The organism is Niallia sp. FSL W8-1348 (assembly GCF_038006745.1).
In the GTDB taxonomy this organism is placed as follows: Bacteria; Bacillota; Bacilli; order Bacillales; family Cytobacillaceae; genus Niallia; species Niallia alba.
The window spans coordinates 406,268-432,440 of sequence record NZ_JBBOVV010000003.1; the positions used below are offsets into that span (position 1 = coordinate 406,268).

Annotated in this window: 21 protein-coding genes; 1 reads left to right on the forward strand and 20 read right to left on the reverse strand. The window is 35.0% G+C overall.

What is annotated here, in order from left to right:
- Window positions 1-40 precede the first annotated feature (40 nt).
- The 19 genes from argH to ezrA form a co-directional block, all read right to left on the reverse strand.
- Complete coding sequence (gene argH, locus NST60_RS24670; RefSeq protein ID WP_016202796.1) at window positions 41-1,432, reverse strand: argininosuccinate lyase; 1,392 nt, start codon at window positions 1,430-1,432, stop codon at window positions 41-43.
- The gene (locus tag NST60_RS24675; RefSeq protein ID WP_016202797.1) at window positions 1,429-2,637 is read right to left on the reverse strand and encodes an argininosuccinate synthase; all 1,209 of its coding nucleotides are present in this window, start codon (window positions 2,635-2,637) and stop codon (window positions 1,429-1,431) included. Before NST60_RS24675 ends, argH begins: the two co-directional genes overlap by 4 nt.
- Before the next feature lie 632 nt (window positions 2,638-3,269).
- Entirely contained in the window at window positions 3,270-3,776 is a 507-nt protein-coding gene (locus NST60_RS24680) for a MogA/MoaB family molybdenum cofactor biosynthesis protein (protein ID WP_169188967.1), read from the reverse strand.
- A 19-nt stretch (window positions 3,777-3,795) separates the two neighbouring features.
- Complete coding sequence (helD, locus tag NST60_RS24685; RefSeq protein WP_169188968.1) at window positions 3,796-6,111, reverse strand: RNA polymerase recycling motor HelD; 2,316 nt, start codon at window positions 6,109-6,111, stop codon at window positions 3,796-3,798.
- A 148-nt stretch (window positions 6,112-6,259) separates the two neighbouring features.
- The gene (locus NST60_RS24690) at window positions 6,260-7,087 is read right to left on the reverse strand and encodes an EcsC family protein (protein ID WP_169188969.1); all 828 of its coding nucleotides are present in this window, start codon (window positions 7,085-7,087) and stop codon (window positions 6,260-6,262) included.
- A 195-nt stretch (window positions 7,088-7,282) separates the two neighbouring features.
- On the reverse strand, window positions 7,283-8,473 hold the full coding sequence (locus NST60_RS24695) for an acetate kinase (RefSeq protein ID WP_016202801.1): 1,191 nt from the start codon (window positions 8,471-8,473) through the stop codon (window positions 7,283-7,285).
- Between the two features lie 265 nt (window positions 8,474-8,738).
- Window positions 8,739-9,728 (reverse strand): class I SAM-dependent methyltransferase, encoded by a 990-nt coding sequence (locus NST60_RS24700; RefSeq protein ID WP_169188970.1) that lies wholly within the window; start codon window positions 9,726-9,728, stop codon window positions 8,739-8,741.
- 377 nt (window positions 9,729-10,105) lie between these two features.
- On the reverse strand, window positions 10,106-10,606 hold the full coding sequence (gene tpx / locus NST60_RS24705) for a thiol peroxidase (RefSeq protein ID WP_341100676.1): 501 nt from the start codon (window positions 10,604-10,606) through the stop codon (window positions 10,106-10,108).
- A gap of 184 nt (window positions 10,607-10,790) precedes the next feature.
- Entirely contained in the window at window positions 10,791-11,243 is a 453-nt protein-coding gene (gene ytfJ, locus NST60_RS24710; RefSeq protein WP_016202804.1) for a GerW family sporulation protein, read from the reverse strand.
- A 21-nt stretch (window positions 11,244-11,264) separates the two neighbouring features.
- A complete protein-coding gene (locus tag NST60_RS24715; RefSeq protein WP_169188971.1) occupies window positions 11,265-11,951 on the reverse strand; it encodes a DUF2953 domain-containing protein in 687 nt (228 codons plus the stop codon).
- Between the two features lie 693 nt (window positions 11,952-12,644).
- The gene (locus NST60_RS24720) at window positions 12,645-13,193 is read right to left on the reverse strand and encodes an RDD family protein (RefSeq protein ID WP_016202806.1); all 549 of its coding nucleotides are present in this window, start codon (window positions 13,191-13,193) and stop codon (window positions 12,645-12,647) included.
- Between the two features lie 11 nt (window positions 13,194-13,204).
- Window positions 13,205-14,218 carry a signal peptide peptidase SppA gene (gene sppA, locus NST60_RS24725; RefSeq protein ID WP_016202807.1) on the reverse strand — a complete coding sequence of 338 codons (1,014 nt, stop codon included), beginning with the start codon at window positions 14,216-14,218 and terminating at the stop codon, window positions 13,205-13,207.
- Window positions 14,219-14,326: 108 nt separating this feature from the next.
- Complete coding sequence (rarD, locus tag NST60_RS24730; RefSeq protein ID WP_169189707.1) at window positions 14,327-15,253, reverse strand: EamA family transporter RarD; 927 nt, start codon at window positions 15,251-15,253, stop codon at window positions 14,327-14,329.
- Window positions 15,254-15,417: 164 nt separating this feature from the next.
- The gene (locus NST60_RS24735; protein WP_169188972.1) at window positions 15,418-17,022 is read right to left on the reverse strand and encodes an amidohydrolase; all 1,605 of its coding nucleotides are present in this window, start codon (window positions 17,020-17,022) and stop codon (window positions 15,418-15,420) included.
- 451 nt (window positions 17,023-17,473) lie between these two features.
- Complete coding sequence (gene mbcS / locus NST60_RS24740; protein ID WP_101730636.1) at window positions 17,474-19,051, reverse strand: acyl-CoA synthetase MbcS; 1,578 nt, start codon at window positions 19,049-19,051, stop codon at window positions 17,474-17,476.
- Between the two features lie 277 nt (window positions 19,052-19,328).
- Window positions 19,329-19,529 (reverse strand): alpha/beta-type small acid-soluble spore protein, encoded by a 201-nt coding sequence (locus NST60_RS24745; RefSeq protein ID WP_016202811.1) that lies wholly within the window; start codon window positions 19,527-19,529, stop codon window positions 19,329-19,331.
- Window positions 19,530-19,678: 149 nt separating this feature from the next.
- A complete protein-coding gene (gene thiI / locus NST60_RS24750) occupies window positions 19,679-20,887 on the reverse strand; it encodes a tRNA uracil 4-sulfurtransferase ThiI (protein ID WP_224427626.1) in 1,209 nt (402 codons plus the stop codon).
- Window positions 20,884-22,032 (reverse strand): cysteine desulfurase family protein, encoded by a 1,149-nt coding sequence (locus NST60_RS24755; RefSeq protein ID WP_169188975.1) that lies wholly within the window; start codon window positions 22,030-22,032, stop codon window positions 20,884-20,886. Before NST60_RS24755 ends, thiI begins: the two co-directional genes overlap by 4 nt.
- 389 nt (window positions 22,033-22,421) lie before the next feature.
- Window positions 22,422-24,125, reverse strand: coding sequence for a septation ring formation regulator EzrA (gene ezrA, locus NST60_RS24760; RefSeq protein ID WP_016202814.1), 1,704 nt, complete (start codon window positions 24,123-24,125; stop codon window positions 22,422-22,424).
- Between the two features lie 407 nt (window positions 24,126-24,532).
- Between ezrA and hisJ the strand changes: the two genes are divergently transcribed.
- Entirely contained in the window at window positions 24,533-25,339 is an 807-nt protein-coding gene (gene hisJ / locus NST60_RS24765; protein WP_101730633.1) for a histidinol-phosphatase HisJ, read from the forward strand.
- Here the strand turns inward: hisJ and refZ are convergent.
- Window positions 25,322-25,948, reverse strand: a complete 627-nt coding sequence (refZ, locus tag NST60_RS24770) for a forespore capture DNA-binding protein RefZ (RefSeq protein ID WP_016202816.1) — start codon at window positions 25,946-25,948, stop codon at window positions 25,322-25,324. The genes hisJ and refZ overlap by 18 nt on opposite strands.
- Between the last annotated feature and the right edge of the window lie 225 nt (window positions 25,949-26,173).

The window sequence follows — 26,173 nt, forward strand, 5'->3', positions numbered from 1 at the left end:
TTGATTGCAACTTTGCACTCAAAAATAGAATATTCTTCTTTTATTTGACTTCTTCTTTTTCAAACACACAAAGCTTAGCTTTTTCAATTGCTAGTTCTATTTGTTTAAATCCTGTTCCACCTGCACTATTTCGTCTTTCCACTGCGGTTCTTGGATTTAATACATGATAAATATCTTCTTCAAATAAGCTATTTGCCGCTTTTAGTTCTTCTATACTTAAATCCTGTAAATAACATTTTTTATTTACACAATATAGAACCAATTTCCCGACTACTTCATGAGCTTCTCTAAACGGCATGCCTTTATCTGATAAATAATCAGCTAATTCTGTCGCATTAGAAAAATCATTTTTTGTGGCATTTTCCATTCCTTGTTCATTAACCTTCATTGTTTGAATCATCCCTGCGAAGATGCGTAAAGATCCAACAACTGTTTTCACTGTATCAAACATCCCCTCTTTGTCTTCCTGCATGTCTTTATTGTAGGAAAGTGGCAAACCTTTCAACACAGTTAATAACCCCATTAAATTACCATATACCCGCCCCGTTTTTCCTCTGATTAATTCAGCCATATCCGGGTTTTTCTTTTGAGGCATGATACTACTTCCTGTTGAAAAACTATCGTCTAATTCGATAAATTTAAATTCTTGAGAAGACCAAAGAATAATTTCTTCGCTAAAGCGGGAAAGGTGCATCATTAAAATGGAACTAGTCGATAAAAATTCCAGAATAAAATCACGATCACTAACTGCATCCATACTATTTTCATATATGGAATCAAACCCAAGTAAGTTAGCACTATATGCACGATCAATTGGGAAGGTTGTTCCTGCTAAAGCACCGGAACCAAGAGGTGATACATTAATTCTCGTTAGATTTTCTTGATATCTTTGTTTGTCTCTTTCAAACATCCAAAAATAGGCCATTAAATGATGTGCAAACGAAATAGGTTGTGCCCGTTGAAGATGAGTGTAGCCAGGCATTACTGTTTCAATATGAATTTCAGCCTTTTCCAACAGAGCGATTTGTAAATCATTCAACAATTGAATAATCAACTTCACTTGTCTTCTTAGATAAAGATGCATATCTGTTGCAACCTGATCATTTCTACTTCTCCCAGTATGAAGCTTCCCACCTAGAGGACCTATTAAATCGGTTAATTGACTTTCTAAATTAAGATGAATATCTTCTAACTTTACAGAAAACGTTAATTCGTCATTTTCTGCTTGATTTTGGAGAGCTAGTAAACCACTTTTGATTTTCTCCGCCTCTTCAACTGACAATATTCCTGTTTTAGAGAGCATAGCCACATGGGCAATGCTCCCTTCGATATCTTCTAACACTAGCTCTTGATCAAAAGAAATGGACGCACCGAATTCGTCGACCCATTCCTCGGCAGATTTTGTAAATCTGCCTCCCCATAATTTCTTCACACAGTCACCTTCTTGCCGTTTTCCACAATGCTTTGTACTTTTGTTGGTAGTCCCCATAACTTGATGAAACCAACCGCTGCAGCGTGATCAAACTCGTCATCCGAAGTATACGTAGCAAGTTTCTCATCATATAGAGAATTTGGCGATTTTCTCCCTTCTACAATCGCATGCCCTTTAAATAATTTCACACGAACAGTACCTGTTACATTTTTTTGTGTTTCTTGTAAAAATGCTTGTAATGCTTTTGTTATTGGTGAGAACCAAAGCCCTTCATAAATAACCTCTGTGATTTTCTTTTCAATCACTGGCTTGAAATGGGCTACTTCTTTGACAAGTGTTATATCCTCTAATTCTTTATGTGCTTTAATAAGTGTTAATGCCCCTGGACATTCATACACTTCTCTAGACTTTATTCCTACTAATCTATTTTCTACATGATCTATTCTGCCAACTCCATGTTTTCCAGCGATTTTATTTAACTCAAGGATTAACCCCGATAATGAGTAAGAAATGCCGTCAATGCTAACTGGAACCCCTTCTTTAAATTCAATTTCAATAATATCTGCTTGATCAGGTGCATTTTCAAGACTTACCGTTAAGTCATATGCTTCTTCTGGAGGAGCAGCCCAAGGATCTTCTAAAATACCACATTCATTGCTTCTTCCCCATAGATTTTGGTCAATAGAAAATGGGCTATCTAAGTTAACAGGTATCGGAATATTTTTTTCTTTTGCATAAGCAATTTCTTCCTCACGCGACCATCCCCATTCGCGAACAGGTGCTAGTACTTTTAAATTTGGATTCAATGCTTGTATAGAAACTTCAAAACGCACTTGGTCATTTCCTTTTCCCGTACATCCATGTGCGACTGCAATTGCATTTTCCTTTTCTGCCACTTCAACTAATTTTTTTGAGATTAAAGGTCTTGATAAGGCAGAAACAAGCGGGTATTTCCCTTCATAAAGCGTATGTGCCTGCATAGCAGTAAGTGCAAAATCCTGTGCGAATTCTTCTTTTGCGTCAATTACGTAAGATTGAACAGCTCCAACAGATAATGCCTTTTGCTGAATGAAATTCAAGTCTTTTCCTTCACCAACATCTAAGCAGCATGCGACTACATCATAATTTTGATCCTGTAACCATTTTATTGCTACAGATGTATCTAATCCACCTGAATATGCTAATACTACCTTTGGATTTGCCATTACCTAATTCCTCCTATATTCGAATAAATATTCATTTATTTATATTTTTATTCAAAAACTATATTTATCACTTTAACAACTTTTTCTAATAATTTCAATAGATTTATTATAAAAATATAAAGAATTTAATTTTTATACAAGTATAATTACCTCACTTTTCAATAATAGCCTATTAATTAGCCATTTATATTAATAAACCTTGTATTACACTTTCTAATTTATGCATATTTTTATGCATCACACTTCTAAAAAAGATGTATTCTATATTTCACTCCATTAAAAAAAGGCTGGGACAGAACAAAATATATAATAGATAAAGACGAACAGTCTCTCATTTAGTAGCGAAACCAACTCGTTCCATTTTTAAAGGTTATTTCATTCCATCATTTTTTTAAAGAAAATATAATGAGTAGGAAATACGAAGCAGACGGAATACACGTAGACTCCTATGGGAATTGCGAGAAAGTCCAAGACCCCGCATTCCAGCTGCGGGTAATCGCAACAAACTTTACGAAAACAGCCTAAAATGAAGAAAACCCCAAACAATTATACGAACTTTTCTTAGCATGTACGTATAATTGTTTGGGGTTATTAGGTTAAAAATACTTATGTCCCATCTTCATCATTATCTTCTATTTATGTAATTCACTGACTACATGGCTTAATTCTGGGAGAATTAGTTTGTTCATCGCAAGACGTACCGCTCCCGTTGATCCTGGAGTAGAGAAAACAACCGTATTTTGAATGGTTCCAGCAATCGCTCTTGATAAAATTGCACTTGAGCCTATGTCTTCTGTATAGCTTAGCATGCGGAACAATTCTCCAAACCCATACAATTCTTTTGTGAGAATTGGTTTGATTGCTTCAATTGTCACATCTCTTGGTGAGATACCTGTTCCTCCATTAAGGAGAATACAATCAATTCCATCTGATTGAACTCCCGCTATTATTTCTCGCTTAATTTGTTGTGCATCATCCTTTATGATGACATATTCTAGTACAGAATGTTTTTCTTGCTTTAATAGTTCTATCATTAATTGGCCACTTTTATCATTTTCCTTTGTTCTTGTATCACTGACTGTTATAACTTTACAGCCTACTTGCAAATATTGATGCTTCGTATGGATTTGTTTATTCATGCTTTCCTCCACTCTTTTTCTATTTTGCTATCTCCACTGTAAAATGTGACTCATTTGCCTTATCTAATAATAGCGCTGTTTTTTCGCGGGTAAATAAATGAAGACGATGCATCGGTCTTGTCATCGCTACATATAATAGCTTTAAATCGATTTCTTCTTGTGTAAAAACCTCGTTTAACGTAAAAAGGAACACTGCATCAAATTCTAGTCCCTTGGAAAGATAGCTCGGTACAATAATTAAATAATTCTTTTCAAGCTCTTCATTTTCTTGTAGAAATTGAACATTAGGTACTTTTCTTTTTTGCATTTCTTTGAATATAGCTTTACATTCTTCTTCTGTTTTACCAATAATGGCAATAGAATGAAAACCTTCTCCGTGCAATCCATCTGCTAGCTCGATCATTTTGTCTACTAAAGCTTGTTTTTGGTCATACAAATGAACTGTCGGTTTTTCTCCATGACGTACAACTGGTTTCACTTTAGGCAGATCTTCATCTAGTAGATGCAAAATCTCATTTGCTAAAAACATAATTTCTATTGTAGTCCGATAGCTTTTTTGTAAGGTCATATAATTTGCTCGTGGAAAAATAATCTGCTGCAACGTCTGCCAGTTTTGTAATCCGCGATAGGAGTGAATACCTTGTGCCAAGTCACCGACAAGAGTAAACATATCTGTTTCCAGTCCTGCTTTTAAGGCATAAAGCTGAAATTCACTATAATCTTGAACTTCATCAATAACAATATTTTTCGCTCGATACTCTTTGTCGATACCAAAAATTTTATACTGCAAATAAAATAATGCCCCTAAATCTTCCATTTCTACTTTCTTTTGCTTTAATATCTTTCGTTGAAAGGCAATCATATAATTTAATTGCTTTTCCGTTAGAGAATCTTCCGTATATTTTCTAAGAAGCTTCTTATCCTCAAATAGTCGTGCATAATACCCGTATAAATCAGTCGTCTGCATTGTTTTCATATATTTTCTAACAGCAGTTGAAGCTTCTTTTTTGACATTTGCTAAACGTTCTTCCTTTGTATCTAAAAAGTAGACTACTTTTTCTTTCCGCTTGTCATCTTCTTTAATCCGCAGAGCACGATCTAATGCTTCCTCGTACTTTTCCTCTAATTTGATTAAAATTATTTTCTTTTTCCGCTTTAAATCTGCTTGTAAAATCCCCTTTATTTTCTCTTTCCGTTTGATTAAAGGAAGGTAGTCATATTCCTTCTTAAATAATCGCTCCAACTTCTTCGCTCCATATAAGGGGAATTTTTCTACTCGAAAATCTTCTTTCGGACTCATTTCATTACATATATCCATTAAATATTTATCCATTACCTTTTTATAAGCTAAAGATCCTTTATAGCGAGAAAGCCACTTTACCAGTTCTTCCTGTTTATTCTCATGGTTTATGAATGTTAGCAGCTTTTTATTTGATTGGATTACTTTCATTTTCTTCCCAATGCATAATAGGACATAGTCCAGAAACGTTGTTTGCCGGATTTTTTCAACACCTAAGTCTGGCAATGCCTCCGCAATGTATCCTATGAACATATTATTTGGTGCAATAATCATTAATTGCTCCGGTTGGAAATATCTTGCATAGTTATATATAAAGTATGATATACGGTGTAAAGCAATAGTGGTTTTCCCACTGCCTGCCGCTCCTTGCACAATAATCGGTCGATTTAAGTCAGCTCGAATAATTTCATTTTGTTCTGCTTGAATGGTTGAAATAATCTCCGATAATCGTTGATCTGCTTTACCAGCAAGCGATTGCTGTAATAACTCATCTGTTGTTGTTAAATCAATATCCTGATAATGATTTAGCTTTCCTTTTTCGATTTTAAATTGTCTTTTTAACGATAAATACCCTTCAATCGTTTCTTCATTGACTTCGTAAGCAACTTCTCCTAACCTTCCGTCATAATAGACATTCGCAATCGGTGAGCGCCAGTCTACTATAATTGGTTTTTGTGTATCTTTTTCATAAAGTGAAGTTTTCCCAAGATAATAAACATCTTTATGGGATTTCCCTTTCATCTGATAATCAATTCGTGCAAAATAAGGGGCATCTAAAATTCGCTTTAAAATATTTAGCTCTGTTGTTGCCAACTGTAAAAACTTACTGTTAGTTAAATAGTTGATATAGCTCAAACTACTATCAAGAGCTTCTTCATTACTTATAGACTCTCGTACGTTTTCTTGTAATGTCCCTTGATTTATTTGTGCCTCTTGTAAAACAACATTCATGTAATTTTTAGTATATTCAAGTCTTCTTTCTTCCTGTTCCCATTCATCTTTTGAAAAGTCTTCCATCGTTTCTCCTTTCTCCATTTATAAGAAACCTTCCATCAGGGAGGTTTTTCCTCCTCCCTCGCTGATGGTTAGTTGCACCTATCGGACCGACCTTAACGGGAAAGTTTTCTCACCTAGTTTTCTCGGTTTCCCACAGCCTTAAGGTGGGGGATGACTACCCGTTAGATTAGGATAAATTTTCATCTCGTTTACTTAGTAAATAGCATTTCTGATAATAATGATGTGCCATTTCGGTTATCTTTTTTGTGAAATGATAATTTACTGCTGCTCCAATGATTGTACCTTTATAGGATGATTTTCCTCTAAAAAATACGAGCAAAGAAAGCTTTATTAGCTCTGTTAAAATCGTGTACAGCATTTTTTCCTGGACAATTTCTTCCTTTCCATTATAAAAAAAACCTTGTTGTTCCTGCACCTGTTCAAGCATTAGCTCATTCCAAGCTTCTAATCGCTGCTCCTTCGGCAAACAACCTGCACAGAAAACTTTTAGTGCAGTCATGATCTCATTAGGGCTTTCAGCTGGTCTCCCATATATCGAAGCAAGAACCTGAACGGCACGAAGATTAATAATAAGTATAGAGAGAAAATCTCCTATTAAAAAGCCTGTATGCTTTGACGCCAAGGCCCCTTGGGCAGAAGCAAGCATCCTGTAATGAGCCATTTGTTTATCTGCAATTGATTGTAATTGGTCAATATTTAATTTTGTCATGTCTTTTAATGTGAAGATGGATTCATTATGTACTCTTGCTTGTTGCATTAATTTTTGTGCGGTATTTCGTTGAAATGTGGAATTAAATAAGATGGCATGAAGATGAAATAAGATGTTATCGAGTGATCGCAATATTTTTTGTTTTTGCATTTCAGGTAAATAGGTTAAACCAGTATTTATATAATCTGAGCAAAGTTGGAGAATTTTATTTGGTCGCTCACTTCTTAATTCATTTTCCCACTGCTTCAATTTTTCCAAATAATAGGTTTCTGCTTTCGTAAGCATTTAATCCCCCCTCTGTAAAATAAGAATCATTCCTTATTTTACTAAAAGAATATAATGAAAGACAATATATTTATCAGTTTACATTGGATTCCTTTTTATAGTGGGAAAAAGACAATCCTAATCGTAAATTGTTCTACGAAAAAAGATTGTCTTTATATTTAATAATTATTATATACCTACGTTTATATAGTTAACTTAGATTCCAGCTAATCTACAAACGTCTCTTGCAATCATTACTTCTTCATTTGTTGGAATTACCATTACTTTTACTGGAGAGTGTGGGTAGTTAATGAATGACTCTTCACCAGAAATTTTATTTAATGTTGGATCCCAGTATACGCCCATAAATTCAAGACCTTGAAGTACTCTAGCACGAACGATTTCACTGTTTTCACCGATACCGGCTGTGAAGATAATTGCATCTACACCGTTCATTCCAGATGCATATGATCCAATATATTTATGAATGTTATCGGCAAATATTTGTAAGGCAAGCTCTGCACGATCATTTCCTTCTTTTGCTTGCTCTGTAATATCACGTAAATCACTGGAGAAACCAGAGATTCCTAAAAGACCACTCTTTTTATTTAATACTTGTAGCACTTCATCAGCAGATTGATCTGTTTTTTCCATGATGAACGGGATAAGAGCTGGATCGATATTACCAGAACGAGTTCCCATTGTTACCCCAGCAAGAGGAGTGAATCCCATAGAAGTGTCCATGGACTTTCCACCTTCAATAGCAGCAATACTAGCACCATTTCCTAAGTGACATGAAATTAAACGTAATTGTTCAATTGGACGACCTAATAATTCAGCTGCACGTTGAGACACGTACTTATGGCTAGTACCATGGAAACCATATTTACGAATTCCATATTGCTCATAATATTCATATGGAAGACTGTATAAATAAGATTTCTCAGGCATAGTTTGATGGAACGCTGTGTCATATACTGCTACTGCTGGAACATTCGGTAATACATGTTGGAATGCACGGATACCAGTTAAGTTTGCTGGGTTGTGTAGAGGCGCCAATTCTGATAAAGTATCAATTTTATCAATTACTTCATCTGTAATTACTGCAGAATCAGCAAATTCTTCTCCACCATGTACTACACGATGTCCAATTCCATCGATTTCATCTAATGATGCAATAATGCCTAACTCTGTTAATTTTCCTAAAAGAATTTTAACTGCTACATCATGATCTGGAATTTCTGTAACCTCTTTGATTTTTTCACCGTTAACGGAAATATTGAAAACAGCATCAGTTAATCCAATGCGTTCTATTAAACCTTTTGTAATTACTTCTTCACTTGGCATTTCAAATAACTGAAACTTTAATGAAGAACTACCCGCATTAATCGCAATAATTTTTGCCATAAAATGATTTACTCCCCTTTTATATAACAACTTATTATTTACTTTGTCTGACATTGAACAGATCCAAACATATTACAGACAAGATTTACTTCTTTCAGTTTTTCATTAAAACATTCTACTAGAAACATTTCAAGCACATTATACCCTGTTATTGATATTTTTTTCATTTTTCGTGTATTTTTCGAAAAAAAGACATATTTATGTCGATTATCTTCTATATAATAGAAAAAATCTGTCTTATAACAATTTTAGTAAAGAGTACATTTTATTCCTGTTTATTCTGTTTGATCCATGTATCCATTTCACTTAAAACTTTTTCCATGGCTGGCATATTGGATAGCCTTGGCACTTTTGCAAGTAATACTTGTTTTGGCGCTACTATATTATTCCCCTTTTTCTGCAGAATCAATATACTTTTTGCCGACTGTTTATTTTTGAAAAGCGTTTCCGGTAATTGCAATATCCCCTGTATGTGAACTTCTTCTTTTATATATTCATGGAGTTTATCCGCTTGCTCAGACTCAAATAAATTATTGGGAATAACAAAAAATGCATAGCCACCTGGTTTTAAATAATTCATGCTTTGTTCAATAAATAAATGATGAGCATAAGTATGTCCATTTTCAGCTTTCACTTTAAATTCATTTGCACGAACATCATTTGGATAATAGCCAACTGGTAAATCACTCACGACTACATCTACTGGATCGATGAATAAATGTTCTAGGCTATCTTGGTTATAAAATTCAACTTGTTGTTCCTGCAAATTAGCATTTACTAGAGCTAGCTGTAATAGTAAATCATCAATATCTACACCATATGCAGCTAAATTTTTGCCTTGCTGATAGTTCATTACGGTTGTTAATAAATTCCCTGTACCAACCGCTAAATCTAACAGACGAAGATCCTCTTTTACATAAAACTTCTGCACTAAATAGCCGAAAAGAATGCCGATTGAATCTGGTGTCATTTGGTGATTTGGTTGTGTACTTTCTTTCATCCCTTTTAAAATGACAAGTTGAAAAGCTTTGCGTATTTCTTCTTTTGTGTACTTAGCTAATTTAATTGCTTCATACGATTTTCTTAATCTCTTTTTGCTTAGTTCGCTCAATTCTTCCTGTAAAATAGCTTCTTGGAAAATATTTTCCCCTGATAAAGCTAATGATTCTAAATACGTATACTCTAATTCTTCTTGTATAATCAATGCTGTTTCATTGAATACTGTAAATAATTCTTCTACTGGAGAAATGTTCATATATTATCACCTATTTATTGTAGATTGTTGTTATTACCTTTGAGAAACCTTTAAATGGCTTTTCATGTCTTATCTTCAAGCTTCACACAAAGTATGCCTTGTAACCACATAAAGAAGCTTCCATCAGTGTTTTTTCCTCATCTCCCACTCGTGGTTAGTTGCACTTATCGAACTTTTCGGGAGAGTTTCTACGCCTAGTTCTTCGATTTCCCACAGCTTTGAGGCGGGGGGGCTTACTGCCCGCGTTAAGAGTTGACCAGAAAAAGAAAACAGACAAATAAAAAGAGCCTGTCCTTTTAATAGAAGGCCAAACTCTAGCTTATCACACGGTTAATCATTTAACCAGATAATCGATGTATTACCTGCAATTAAGTTCATCAGTTTGCTGCTTTTGCTGCTGAAATAGCTGCCTCATAGTTTGGATGGTTACTGCCTTCACTTACATATTCTACATATGTAACAGTATCATTTGTGTCAACAACAAAGATTGCTCGTGCTAATAAACGCAATTCTTTCATAACAACGCCGTACGCTTCCCCAAAAGATAAATCTCTGTGGTCTGATACAGTAATAACATTATCTAAACCACTTGCTGCACACCATCTTCTTTGAGCGAAAGGTAAATCAACACTTACTGTTATTATCTCTATATTCGCAAGATTAGCAGCTTCTTCATTAAATCTTCTTGTTTGCGTATCACAAACACCTGTATCAATTGAAGGAACAACACTAAAAAGACGAATTTCCCCCTTTGAGCTTGCTAGTGATACTTCTGACATATCATTAGCTAATGCGATAAAATCGGGTGCCTTATCTCCAACCTTCACTTCATTACCAATCAATGTTACTGGGGTATGTTTAAATGTTACTGTTGCCATTGTATTCTCCTCCATTTTTTATGTAATCTTATGTAATTACTTTCATCATAGCGATTGTTCCTTGTATTTGCAAAAATTACGAACTGTATAAAGAATGATTTTCATTTACAAGTAAAATGAAACGAGTTCACCGTTTATTGTGAACTCGTACTTCCAACCATTATATTCGTAGCAATTCTAACTATTAAAATTCAATATTTTCTTTTTGTTGATGTGTATGACCTTCACTACTATTTGACTCAGAGGAAGAATCTTTTTTTGCAAACATTTGCTGAATTTTATCAACTGCTTGTGGCGCAATGTCCAAGATTTTTTCGTATAGGTGTGTACTTTCGTCCAAGTGTACCATTTTTACACCTTGAGCATTTACAATCAAGAAAGCAATTGGCGTAATACTTACTCCGCCACCGCTACCTCCACCGAAAGGATGCTTTGTTAGTGAATCGTTTAATGAATGATTTTCTAGCGTAAACTCGCTTCCTCCAGCTGCAAACCCAAAGCCTACTTTGGAAACCGTTAATATAACGCTGCCATCAGGTGTCTCGACTGGATCGCCAATAATCGTATTGACATCAATCATTTCTTTTAAATTTTCCATTGCGGTTGTCATTAAGCCTTGAATTGGATGATCTGACATTTTCCCATTCCTCCATTTGTACTATTGTTTACTTGGAATAGACGTTTCATTAGTTTTAAACTTAGGAAAACCATCTTTCCAATATTTCACCAGTTTAATTCCTGCCATCATAGCATGCCCTATCCGAAATTGAATCATACAAGAAAATAATGTTTCAGATGCAACTCCTTGAAAGTGTGGATAAATATTGATTTTTGGCATATCTCGAAGTTTCATATAATTACTAATAATCCCGATAATGCTTCCTTTCACTGCCCATATAGCTCCAGAAACCATGCCAGTATGAGCTGCATCACCGAGTCCAACAATAGAACTCCATTCTATATTCCTTATTGTAAGTTTCGCTAAAAATGACCTTACTATGCGGTGAAATTGAACAACATGATTCAATAATTCTTTGAAATTTGATAAAAAATTCAATAAATCAGAAGGAGAATATTGTTTTGTTTCCTCCGTTGTATCTTTTTTACCCTTTATTTCCGTTTCCTCTTCCATCACCAACGTTGGGGAGTCATTATCTATTTTTATCAGAGGGATTGTTTTTTTATATTTTATAAGTCCAAATAATGCGCGAACCTCTATTTTTAAATCATCATTATCCTTTTTATGATAATAGCGTATATGTATGGTTAATTTTAAAAAGCATAAGAGAACGAGCAGTAATAAAAAAGCACCAATAATAATAGCGATTATGAAAAGAACTTTCACTTTGGTAACACTTCCCTTCAGCTTATTATTATTGGATAAAGTAGGTAAAAATAAACATGCTTTACAAGGAATCTTGACTCAATGTTTAAGCAAAAATAAAGAAAACTGCCAACAGAGGAGAGTTTTCCCCCTCCTTCACTGTTGATTATTGCACTTATTGGACCTTTTATGAGAGAGTTTCCACCCCTAGCTCTCTCAATTTTCCGCAGTTTATGGTTAAGTCTTACTGCCTGTGAAGAGTGGGAGAAATTCCACCCATTAAGAGGCTGGGATAAAACAAAATATATACTGCGTAAAGGCGAACAATCTCTCATTTAGTAGTGAAGCCAATTCGTTCCATTGCGTTTTTAAAGGTTATTTAGTTCCACCAATTTTTTTAAAGAAAATTTAATTATTAGGAAAAGCGGAGCAGATTGAATACACGTAGACTCCTATGGGAGCTGCGAGAAAGTCCGAGACCCTGCAGGCGAAGCCGAAGCGGCTCGGCGCTCGCCCCATGGAAAGCAAAGTGGATTCAGTCTGCGGGTAACTACCTCAAACCCTATTTAAAATGAATAAAAAACCCAAACAATTATACGAAAATTTGATTAACAATCTCCATATAATGGTTCGAGTTTATATTTGGTTGTAATACTTTTGTCCCAGCCTCAAAAAAAACAGTCCATAACATCGACGTTGTTATGGACTGTTTTTTTATCGATCATGAATCACTGCCGTATCAGCAAATAAGTCATGAATTCCTTGTTTTTTTGGCAAGAAGGCCACTAATGCATATAAAATGAAAAAACTGCCAGAGATAAATCGACCGATCCACTCCCGGAACAGAACCGTATCCCAAGTTAACTTTTCTTTGTTTATAGGCACTACCTTTAAGCCAAAGATCATTTTTCCTAACGTTTGTTTTAAAAACTTAGTCATTAAAACAAAATACAAATAAAAAGTAATCGCTGTACAAATGTTTACCGTAGAAAAAATACCTGATTCATGCAACGGCACATCTAATATTCGTAGAATTGGGTAGATTAAGATACGGTTAACGCTCGAGACAATAATTAAGTCGGCTAAATAAGCCCAAAAACGCATCCAAAAGCCTGCATAGACATAAGAAATTTCCTTATTTTGTTCTTCTGCCAGTACTGTTTTTTCAATATCCACTTGCTTCTCTGATGATACTGATTGCTCTTGTAGTCCTTCTTCCTTCTGTAATACTTCTTGTTCAAAATCATCACGTTCATTACTCATTATGTCCCCTCCTATTCTGCATATAAATACATTAGCCGAGGTGAGTTAGCATTTGTGACGATTTTTAATATATTTGCTAATTCTTTATCCTCACTTGTTATTAATTTTTTTGCAGTCATGCCGAACAGGGAACCAAAACCAGTATTGTCGGTATACTTAACAACCGCTGCGTCCTTTAATTTATAATCTGTTTTCATCTGTTCTACTACATCATCAAAATAGCCAAAATCATCAATTAAATTTAATTCCTTCGCCTGTCTACCATCATAGATACGACCATCTGCGATTTTTTTCACTTCTGCTTCTGTCATACCTCGTCCGTCCGCAATAACTTTAACAAAGCCAGCGTAAGAATTGTCGATTAATTGTTGGAGTATATCTCTTTCTTCCTCTGTCATTTCTCTCGTTGAACTCATGATATCCTTATACTTACCACTCTTAATTGTGACAAACTCTACTCCATATTTTTCAGCAAGCCCTTCAAAATTATATCCACTCATAATAACTCCAAGTGAACCAGTCAATGTTTCAGGACTTGCAAAAATTTTATCTGCGGGTGCTGAAATATAATACCCTCCAGAAGCTGCCATAGAACCCATTGATACGTAAACCGGTATGTCCGATTCCTTTTGTATTTCGACTAATTTATCATGAATTTGGGCACTTTCTACAACTCCTCCACCTGGAGAATTCACTTTCAAAATAACTCCTTTTACACTCGGATCTTCGTTTATGTAATCAAGTTTTTCCATAAATGAAGTATGGTTATATCCTACTGTTGAGAAAAGAGATTCAGCATCGCCTGTATCTTGGATGGCTCCAGATACTTCTAAGACCACTATTTTCTTAGAATAATCTCCATCCTCTATGTATTCTTCTACATAAGGCGCTTCTCCCTCACTTAGGAATTGTCCAAATAACTCTTCTACATCTGTTGTAAATGCCATTGATACCATGCTGGTAATAATGGAGAAAGCGAATATAACACCTGCTATCCCTAAAGCTGCCCAACGTTTTCCACTCATTCACTCATAACCCCCTATTAATCTTTCTATTTCATATACGTACTACCATCGAGAATGTTTCAGAAAAATGGTAAAGCACTTAAATATCGTATTAATTTTTCTATTGTATTATGCTATTCCCTTTGCTTGCTGTCGCTTTTTGGAATTAGTAAATAACTTTGTTTGCGAAAGAGAATAAATCGATAATGCTGTCCAAATAAATATAAATGCTAATAAATGAGAAGGTGTAAATGGTTCATGATATACAAATACCCCAAGAATCAGTGTCAATGTAGGTGTTAAATATTGAATGAACCCCAGCATAGATAAAGGAATCTTCTGCGCCCCCTTAGCAAAAAACAATAATGGTACGGCAGTTAATACACCTGAAATAATTAATAAGAAATCCAAACTTGCTGAAACTGCTAAAAATGCATGATCCCCTTTAATAAATAAATAGCCAATATAAAGTAAAGCAAATGGTGTAATAAACATTGTTTCCAATGTTAATCCTACATCCGAATTAACTTTGATTAATTTTTTTGTTAAGCCATATAATCCAAATGTTAATGCTAAAGATATTGCTATCCAAGGAAATGCGCCATGTGCAAATGTAATAATACAGACTCCAATTGCAGCTAATCCGACGGAGACATACTGAATTTTCGACAATTTTTCTTTCATTACAAAAATACCCAATAATACACTTACTAATGGATTTATATAATATCCGAGACTAGTTTCGATTATTTTATTTGCATTTACAGCCCAAATATAGACAAACCAATTACAACTAACTAATACAGAGGCAACAAATAGCATAATTCCCTGTTTTTTTTGATGCTTAAATGATCGCAGTGTTTGATAAAACAATCCCCATTTACGTGTAAAAGTTAGTAAAATACACATAAATATAAACGACCACAAAATTCTGTTTGCTAGAATTTCATCTGCTCCTACCCCCTGCAGATGTTTCCAATATATCGGGAAAAGCCCCCATATTAAATAGGAAATCGCCGCAAATATGACCCCATGCCGAACGTCGTTTTTCTCCATCATCATCGCTTCTTTCTATATTCGAAATATTCCATATTATATATATTTTTTTGGAAGCTGGCAATCTTTTTTAGCATTTTGTTTGTAAAGGAATGAACCTTTTTACGGAATATTTTCATAAACAAGCAAAAAGATTAGGGATTATTCCTAATCTTTTTGCTTGTTTATTGCGCCAAACGTTCATACATTATTTCATTTCCAACAATCGTTTTTGTTACTGTTATTTTCTCAATTTCCTGTGGATTTATTGTAAAAATATCTTTGTTTAATATGGTAAAATCCGCTAGATATCCTTTTTCGATTTTTCCACGGTTATCTTCATGGCAAATAGCATAGGCACTTCCTTTCGTATACAGGCAAACAGCTTCATAAACTGTCAATGCCTCTTCTGGAAGATATCCTACTCCCCGTTTATCCTCATCGTTAGATCTTGTTACAGCCGCTTGAATTCCTGCTAAAGGATTCGCACTTTCAATCGGAGCATCTGAGCCTCCTGCACAATGCAGCCCTTCTTTTAATAGTGTTTTCCAGGCATAACAATAAGCAAGATTTTCCTTTCCAAGTCTATCTATTACCCATGGAAAATCAGAAGCTACAAAGCTTGGCTGGATATCTAATATTAAAGGTAATCCTCTCATCCGTTCGATTAAATCTTTACGTAGCATCGTTGCATGGATAAGACGATCTCTCCCAAAACCTTGCAATGGGTGTTTTTCAATCGCCTCTAACACCATTTCAAAAGCTGCATCTCCGATTGCATGGACTGCTATTGGAACTTCTTTTTCTCTTGCTTTCGCTACCAATCGATTTAACACTTCTTGGGTAAAAATACTTACTCCATTTGTGGAAGGATCATCATGATATGGTCTACTTAATAGTGCCGTTCTTCCACCAAAAGCACCATCAGCAAATATTTTCATACTACCAAGCTCAACCCACTCCGAACCTCCTAAATATTTTCCACCTGCTTGGATTATTTCTTCAAATACTTCATGATGAACAAGCAAATGAGCTCTAAAAAGATTCCCTTCTTCTTCTACTACTTTTTTAAAGGAACGGTATGTACCTTCATAGCCATGATAATAGTTTAAATCTTCTGTATGCGCTCCAGTAAGCCCTAAGCGATAAGCATCTTTAATCCCTGCTCGCAATGCTCTTTCTACATAATCATCTGTCACCTTAGGTAATATGCTTGTGATTAATTCTTGGGCTTGATCTTTAAAAACCCCTGTAAGATTGCCTGCTTCATCCTTTTCAATAACACCGCCAAATGGGACTGCTGTATCATTTGTAATATTGGCAATTTTTAAAGCATAAGCGTTCACTGCGATTGCATGCTTGCATATTCGATTTAACAGAACTGGATGATTTGGCACATACTCATCGATATCCTTAAAAGTTAGCGCCTGTTGCTCTGGCCACATGTTTTCATTCCAGCCATCACCAATAATCCATTCTCCTTCTTTTATGTCCTTCGCATAACTAGCCAGCAATTTCAAAGCTTGCTCTTTAGATGTACACGTTGATAAATTTAACCTTAAAAGTTTTTCCCCGTGACCAACTAAATGCATGTGACTATCTACAAACCCTGGCAAAAGGATATCACCTTTTAAATCTATTTTTTCTACGATACTTCCTGCAAATTTTTCTTCCAAGTAGTTTTTATCTCCATAATCGACAATATGCTGCTTGTCCGTAAAAACAGCTTCTACTACATGCCCTTCCTCTTTAAGCGTATATATTTTCCCACCATAAATAAGTTTCCCCATCAGATCCTCCTGTTATTTACTTTTCATAAAAGAGGCTGGGACATAAGTATTCCAGCCAAGGATAATTCCGAACAATTATACGAAGATGCTAATGAATGTTCCGTATAATTGTTCGGGCTTTTATTTGTTTTTCAAAGGATGTTTCCATGAAGTTTGGTGCGATTCCCCGCAGCCGGAATACACTTCGCTTTCCATGGGGCTCGCGCTGAGCCGCTTCGGCCTGTGGCCTGCAGGGTCTCAGACTGTCTCGCTAATCCCATAGGAGTCTTCGTGTATTCCGGCTGCTCTGTTTTTCCAACTAATTATATTTCCTCTTGTAAAAAGTATGCGAAAGCAGCCGCTATTTACTAGCTATATTAGAAATTGTTCGTCTTTACAGAGTATCTATTTAGTTATGTCCCATCCTCTTTTAAATAGACGATCCTATTAGCTGAATGCGTCATTTTCTTCTTTAATACTTATTTTTCTGCTCATTTTCCCGTAATTCAACTCTTCTAATTTTACCTGAAGTTGTTTTCGGCAATTCATCCATAAATTCTATCTTGCGAGGATACTTATAAGGGGCTGTTAATTTTTTCACATGAGATTGCAGCTCTTTGATTAATTCTTCGCTTCCTTCCATTCCATCTCGAAGAACAACAAAAGCTTTCACAACATTTCCTCTGATCGAATCTGGACTTGCTACTACTGCACATTCTTTAACCGCTCTATGCTTAACTAAAGCATCCTCCACTTCAAATGGTCCAATTGTATAACCAGAACTGATAATGATATCATCTCTTCGACCTTCGAACCAAAAATAGCCATCTTTATCTTTTCTCGCACGGTCACCAGTGATGTAATAATCACCGCGAAATTGATTTTTCGTTCTCTCTGGTTCTTTTAAATACTCTTTAAATAATGCAGGTGTATCTTTATGTACAGCGATATCACCAACCTCATCTATAGGACATATTTCACCATCTTCATTGATAATTTCTACAATATTTCCTGGTGTTGGTTTCCCCATCGACCCAGGTCGTAATTCAACACCTTTTGTTATCCCAATTAGCAATGTATTTTCTGTTTGTCCATATCCATCACGTACATCTAGCTGGAAATGTTCTTTAAATACATCAATTACTTCTCTGTTTAATGGTTCTCCAGCGGAAACAGCACTTCGTAGTTGATTTAATTGATACTTATGAATATCTTCCACTTTCGCCATCAAACGATACTCAGTTGGTGTACAACAAAAAACATTTACTTCGTATTTCTCCAGAAGCTGCAAATATTTTTCTGGGTTAAATCTACCATGATAAACAAGTCCAATCGCTCCAGATCCTAATACTGATAATAAAGGACTCCAAACCCATTTCTGCCATCCAGGTCCTGCAGTTGCCCACACTAAGTCTCCCTCTTCAATACAGAGCCAATTAGGCGCAGCCGTTCTTAGATGAGCATATGCCCACCCATGTGTATGTACAACCCCTTTAGGATTACCGGTTGTTCCGGATGTGTATGAAATAAATGCTGTGTCTGTCTTAAGTGTATGAACGAGCTCAAGCTCATCGGAAACATCATGTACTCGCTCATCTAAAGTCATCCAGCCTTCTTTTCCTTCTCCTAGCACAAAACGTTTAATCGTATGTATTTCTTCCACTAGTTCTAATTCACCTATGAATGGATAATAACTAACAACTGCTTTTACGTCTCCGTGCTTGATGCGATATTGTAAGTCTTTCGCACGAAGCATTTCTGAACTAGGTAGAACGGTTAACCCTAGTTTTAATGCAGCTAAATATACTTGATAAGCTTCCATTATTCTTGGAACAATGACAAGGACGACATCCCCTTTTTGTAAGCCCTCTTCTTTAAATACATTTCCTATTCTATTTGCTGCTTTCATTAAGGAGGAATAGGTAACTTCTTTTGTTTCGCCTTCTTCATTCTCCCATTTCAATGCAAGTCTATCTGGATTTTGGGCAAATTTTTCAATCTCCGAAACAAAGTTATATTGTTCTGGAGCTATTAAATCTTCCGTACTCATAAATATTTTCCTCCTGATTCTAATTGTAAATACTTAACCCATTATACTACCCTACCTGTATTTTTTAAATTATTTAAATTTCAAACCTTCAATGAAATTAATGTATTTTTCTGAATTTTTTCAAAAAACTCTTTTCTTCTACCAGATAAACAGTTTTGAAGCATCATTCCTCTGAAAACTGCACTTCCTTTTGATGAGTAAAATTATTTTGCCAATAAAAAAGCCGTAAGAAAAGAGCAAGGCATGATGCCTTGCTCTTTGTAGCCATTGTATTAAATTATTTAGAGAAACCGCCGCCTAATTGTTGCTCAGCCATTTGTACTAAACGTTTAGTGATTTCACCACCAACAGATCCGTTAGCACGAGAAGTTGTTTCAGCACCTAAGCTTACACCAAACTCAGTAGCAATTTCATATTTCATTTGGTCTAAAGCTTGAGAAACACCAGGAACCACTAATTGATTTGAATTGTTTGCCATGTGTATCACCTCCTTGTGATAATAGAATGTGTAATACACCTGGCATTCATTCGTTTAAATTACTGGTAATTGTTCACAATAAATTTGGAAATTAATGTTATTACCATATCTTCTAGTTTTTACCGAGTTATCCCCACTTAAAATTAGTATTAGAAAAGAGAATCTGTTTCTGTGTTAATCTTTTTCTCTTCTCTTTTTAGGATTATCGTTTCCACCTTATTAACAGCTTCTTCAATCAATGGCTCAAAATCAGTAAAGCTTTCATAATACTGCACTTTTTCTTTTTTAGGTTTCGTTTTAGGAGAAGATGGTACAAATACTGTACAGCAATCCTCATATGGGCGAATCGAAATATCATGTGTATCGATTTTCTTTGCCCATTCAATTATTTCTGTTTTATCTGACGTAATTAATGGTCTCAATATTGGTGTATTTGTCACATCATTGATCGCATACATACTTTCTAACGTTTGGCTTGCAACTTGCCCTAAGCTTTCTCCCGTTATAATCGCAAGTGCTTCTTGTCTTCTGCGAATTTCATCTGTAATTCTTAACATCATTCTTCTAGTTGCCGTCATTGTATAATTTTCTGGAATTTGTTTATGAATCAACTGTTGAATAGTAGTAAATGGAACAATATGCAATACGAAATGACCATTAAAATGAGCAAGCTTTTCCGAAATATCAATTACCTTTTGTTTTGCTCTTTCGCTAGTAAACGGAGGACTAAAGAAATGAACGCCCTCTACTTCTAGGCCTCTTTTCATGGATAAATAACCCGCTACAGGGCTGTCTAACCCTCCTGATAACATAAGCATTGCTTTCCCGCTTGTGCCTGAAGGCAATCCACCTGCCCCTGCAATATTTTCACACGAAAGATAAATCGCTTCTTGTCTAACTTCAATTTGTACATTAATATCAGGATTTTTAACATCCACTTTTAAACCAGGGATATTTTTTAATAAATGGCCACCAATAGCTTGATTAATATCATTTGTATCAAGTTCGAACTCTTTATCAGCACGTCTAGCACTTATTTTAAAAGTACATCCGTCATTATATAAAGAAGCAACTATATCCAAAGCAGCTGCTTTTATTATTTCAATATCTCTTTCTAACTTGATTGCGGGGCTAAAAGATTGAATTCCAAAAATACTTTTAAGAACTTTGGAAATCTCCTCAGCACTTTCCCCATTCAATAATACATACATTCTTTCCCTTTTGGCTTCAATCGCCACATTCGGAAAACCATCTAAAGACTTTACAATTGTTTGCTTCAATTTATCTACAAATTGTTTTCTGTTTCTTCCTTTTGTAGATAGCTCTCCATAACGTATTAAAATACGATCATATTTCACTTCATTACACCTCTCAACCATTCCTTGATGTCTTTTATTGCAGCAATTACTTTTTCCATTTCTGTCATTGTATTTTCATAAGATAGACTAATTCTAAAAGAGCTTTCCGCAATTTGTTCTGGTACACCAATTCCTAATAATGTTTTACTAACTTTATTTGTTTTGGAAGAACATGCACTCGTAGTAGAAATATAAATCCCACGTTCCTCTAAAGCATGAACAAATACCTCTGCTTTTACCCCTTCGATGGAGAAATTAAGAATATGTGGAACACTTTTTTCTAGAGCTGGAGAATGGATAGAGATGCCTTTCATTCTAGCTAGTTGCTCACGCAAATAAAGATTCATCTGTGTCAGAATAGACATTTTGTCCTTTTCATTTTGGAGCTGCATACGTAATGCTTTGGCAGTTGCTACAGCACCAGCTACATTCTCTGTTCCACTTCGGAAAGCATTCTCCTGCCCTCCACCTGCTAATAATGGTTCCATTCTTTTTCCTTCTTTTATATATAAAACTCCATTCCCTTTTAGCCCATGAAATTTATGGGCCGAGATGGTATAAGCATCCACATTAGCCTTCTTTAATGAAATAGCTTGTTTCCCAATTCCTTGGACACCATCTACATGAAAATATATATTAGGATAATAATTAGATAAAATTTTTCCTATTTCCTCAATTGGTTGAATCGAACCTATTTCATTGTTCACATGCATTACAGAAACTAAGATTGTTTCTTTGCGAATATGTTTGATTATATCTTCGGCGGATACTTGTCCAAATTCATTGACAGGTACATAGGAGATAGAGAAACCATCTTCTTCTAATTGTTCCATTACCTTATGAATAGAATCATGTTCAACGGTTGTTGTTATAATATGATTTCCTCTTCCCTTATACGTACGAGCAATCCCTTTTAACACAGTATTATTTCCTTCCGTTCCTCCTGAGGTGAAATAAATTTCATTACTTTTTACGCCTAAGAGTCCAGCAATTTGCTCTCTTGCTTGTATTAGCAATTTCTCTGCTTCCATACCGATTCGATGGATGGAGGAGGGGTTTCCAAAGAACTTTTGAGATACGGTTGTATATGATGTAAGAACCTCTGAAAAAGGCCTTGTTGTTGCGCTATTGTCTAAATATATCATTACTTCGGAAGTTCCTTTCCATAATCTGCATAATAGGTAGTAAGACCCACTAATGAAAGTTTTCCTTTATTATGCTACCATATGTTAAAACTTTTGCAAATATAAGTACAAGTAGTAAAGAAAACTTCCATCGGTGAGGAGGTTTTCTCATTCCCACTGATGGTTAGTTGTACATCTCAGATTTTTATAAGAGAGTTTCAATACCTAGTTCCCTGATTTTCTGCTACTTAAGGTGACAGTATTACTATCCGTTAAGAATGGAATAAAAAGATGCGGCTTTTATTTTCTTCCTGTTTGTCTTCCATAGAAATTTCCGCCGTTCCATGAAAAAAGTCTGAGTTAATATTCCTCAGACTTTTTCTGGACATTATCGAATTAGCTGGATGTCATTAACTTTGATTTTCTTTCCATTCATTCGACCAAGCTTCGATTTTATTGGTGCTTCCTGGTTCAATTTCTTCTATTGTTGCTGCTGCATATTGCAGAGCCTCTTTATAGCGATAGTTTCTAAAATGTGCTTCAGCTTCTAGTAAGCCTTGGTGGACTTTTTGAGATTTGCGACGGTATCTGTTTCCATATTGAATTATTCTCTCTGCTAAATAAACAGTTTCAACTAATTCAATTGTTGCATTCACTAATACTTTCACTTTTTCTTCTGTTAAATCTATAATCCTCTTCACTTCAACCATATTTAATGGCGTGCGTTCTAACATTCTTTTTACTTCATCGATACTTTCTTTCGCTTCATGCACTAGTTCATTGTACTCATCTGTAACACCTGGTAAATTGCTATTCGTCACTCTTCTAACAGCATCCGCCACTTGTTTACTTAATTCGCTCAAACGATTATGTGCAGATACTTCATCTTTACGAAGAGCATGGAGCTTTTCAAATAAGGCTTTTTGTTCTAAAGATGCATTTTCTAGCTGTTCCTTCAATTCCTTTAGCTCTTCCCCTAATAAAGTGTGTGCAGCTGATTCCTTCATTAACTTATGCTCTAATACTTCATATTGCTTGAAAAGGAAATTTAATCTCTTCTCCAGCTTAAATTGAAGCTCAATATCTTCATTATCTAGATTATAGTTCTTTTGCAATAATCCAACTTCCACTTGTAGCTGCGCATTTCCTTGTTGAACATCTTCTAGGATATCCTTTGTTGCCATCATATTATTGCTGCAATAATTTTTTGCAAGCACTTCTTTCTCTAATAAATCATAAAGTAAATCAAGTTTCTCCTGAATTTCAGAAATAACTTTCTCTACTACCTCCACATTTCCTTCTTTTATTTCATTTTCTGTTGAAGCAAGCTCATTTGTTAAATTTTCTATCTCTTCTTCCATTTGTAAATGTTCTAAAATGTATCCCTGCTCGATCATGTCAACATAGCCATCTTTCAACTCATCCAGCTGCTCTGGTAATTTCGTCTGACATTCAATTAGTAATGGAGGAATCTTCTCAATAAGATAAGTAATGGTTGTTAAACGATCCTGGATTTTATAGACAATTTCTCTTGCTTCTAAATAATCTCCATTATTTGTTTTTTCATCATAAGCAATAAATAATTCCGATGTTTCATGAAGCATCGTTTCAATCTTTTTCTCCGTATCGCCAAAAGTATGGCGATGAGCTAAAAGATTTTTTTTGCTTAGTCGATAGGATTCTTTCAGGTCTTCAATTTCCGTTCGGTTTTTTTCTTCACTACCTACAAGGTTATTAAGTTCCTCTAAGATTGTATCGATCCTTTTATCTACACTTTCCATTTTCATGCGAATCGTATCTTGTGTCTTTTTCGCTTTTGGAAAGTTATATTTATCAATATAACTCTCTGTATCAAAAAGAAGTTCTTCAATATCTGGTAACTCAGTTGTAACTATATCGTCCCATTCTTTTCTCCATCGTTCAAACAACTCTTCGGTTTGCCCAATCATATTCAATTGTTTAACCTTTGTGAGTTCTTCCAAAACTGGACGATTCATCATGTTTATTTTCCAATTTTCTAATTCATCGACACCATTATAATATTTTCTTTTAATAAAATATCCCGCTACGAATAAGCAAATAGCAATGCCTATTCCTCCAATTATGTAATTCATTTGAAGCCCCCTGTTCATACACCGGCCATAATTCCGTATCTATTTTAACTAAATTTTATCTAATATCAAGGCAGTAATCCATCATTAAATAACAACAGACTAACTGTCATAAAAAACTCAATCGAGTTCAACAAATCTATCCAATAATGCACGAGTTAAAACGATGATAGATGTCTCTTTTTAAGTAGGTTCCATTCTTTGTATTTATGATAACATGTAAACGACAATTTTTGACTATTATTTTATGTTTTTTTCATAATTTCGTCTACTTTTTTCATCGTTCGATAGATATCTTAATTATATAAGTATTTTTCATAAAAAACACGTATGGACTACTTCTTTATTAATCTTCCTGCTATATTAGGTATAATATTGATAAAAGAATGAATGGAAAGGGTGTTATTACAATGAAAAAGGACGGGCACATCCATACACCATATTGTCCCCATGGAACGAAGGATTCTCTTACGCAATATGCAGAACAAGCCATTGCTCTCGGTTTCACGGAAATGACATTTACTGAGCATGCTCCCTTGCCAAAAGGATTTATCGATACAACACCAACACAAGACAGTAGCATAACGCTGGAAGTTTTACCTTTTTATTTAGAGGACGTGCAAAGGATAAAAAAAGAGTACGAAAAGAGAATCAAGATAAACGTAGGATTAGAAATAGATTATATAGAAGGATTTGAGCTAGAAATAAAAAATTTTCTAGCTGAATGGGGTCACTTTTTAGATGACAGTATTCTAAGTGTACACTTTTTGAAGAATCCAATGTCCACTCACTATGATTGCGTTGATTATAGCCCTGAATATTTTGGAAAAATGGTCGAACAATACGGAGGAGTTTCAAAAATATATGATTGCTATTATCAAACACTTTTAAAATCGATTAAAGCAGATTTAGGACCAGCCAAGCCAAAACGAATCGGTCATATGACACTTATACGTAAGTTCCACCATATGTACCCTTTGGAGCAAAACTTCCAAACAGTACTTTTCGCCATATTGGAAGAAGTGAAAAATCAAGGATATGAACTAGATTATAATGGAGCAGGTGTCAATAAACCATATTGTAAAGAACCATATCCACCTAACTGGATTGTTGAAGAAGCGGTAAAACGCAATATTCCATTGATTTATGGTTCAGATGCTCATCAAGCTCAAGATTTAGGACAGGGCTGGAACGTCATGTTATGGAATGATCGATAATTCTTTCTCAGTTAAACAAACGATATCATGAATCCACCGATGAATCTCTTCTAGGTATTTTCTTTTGAAGTAGTCTTCATGTAAGAAAACATGGAGAACTTCCGTCACATAGTAAGAATGAATAAAAGGCATGGAGAGTAACCCTTTTAATTGAATAATGCTATAGGATATAGACTGTTTTCTAAATTCTTTGCTCTCTATTCCTTTTTCAAAAATTTGCGTAAAGATGTATCTTTCTTTTACATAATAGGTGGACATTATTTCTCTTACAACCTGTGAATCAATCGAAACCTCTCGCAAAACAAATCTTGTTAGTTGAGGATTTTTACATTGATAGGTAATAATACTGTCGACCATTCTTTTTAATTTTTCGGTTGGACTACCAGTTTGCAAGAATACCTCTTCTAACAGCTCTAAATAAGTTTCAAAAAAGTTCATATAGCAATATTCTAACAACCCCTGTTTTCCATTAAAGTAATAAGATATATTTGCTGTGTTTACCTTTGCCAATCCAGCTATATCCCTAATAGAAGTTCCATGATAGCCCTTCCGATTAAATAAGGAAATGGCTGCTTCTACAATAGCGTCCCTTGTTGAAATTTCTTTCATTTCGCCTTACCTCTTTTCTGTTGCGATTCCTTAAAAAGTATGGTTGAATTATTAAAAACTTCTATTATTTAGAAAGACTGTTTTTTGCAAATAAATCTTTTGGTTTTCACAATCTATTTTTTAGGCTGTTTTCGTAAAGTTTGTTGCTGTTACCCGCAGCTTGAATAGACTTTTCGCTTTCCGTGGGGAGAGCGGTGAGCTTGCGGAGTCTCACCTGTCTCGCTA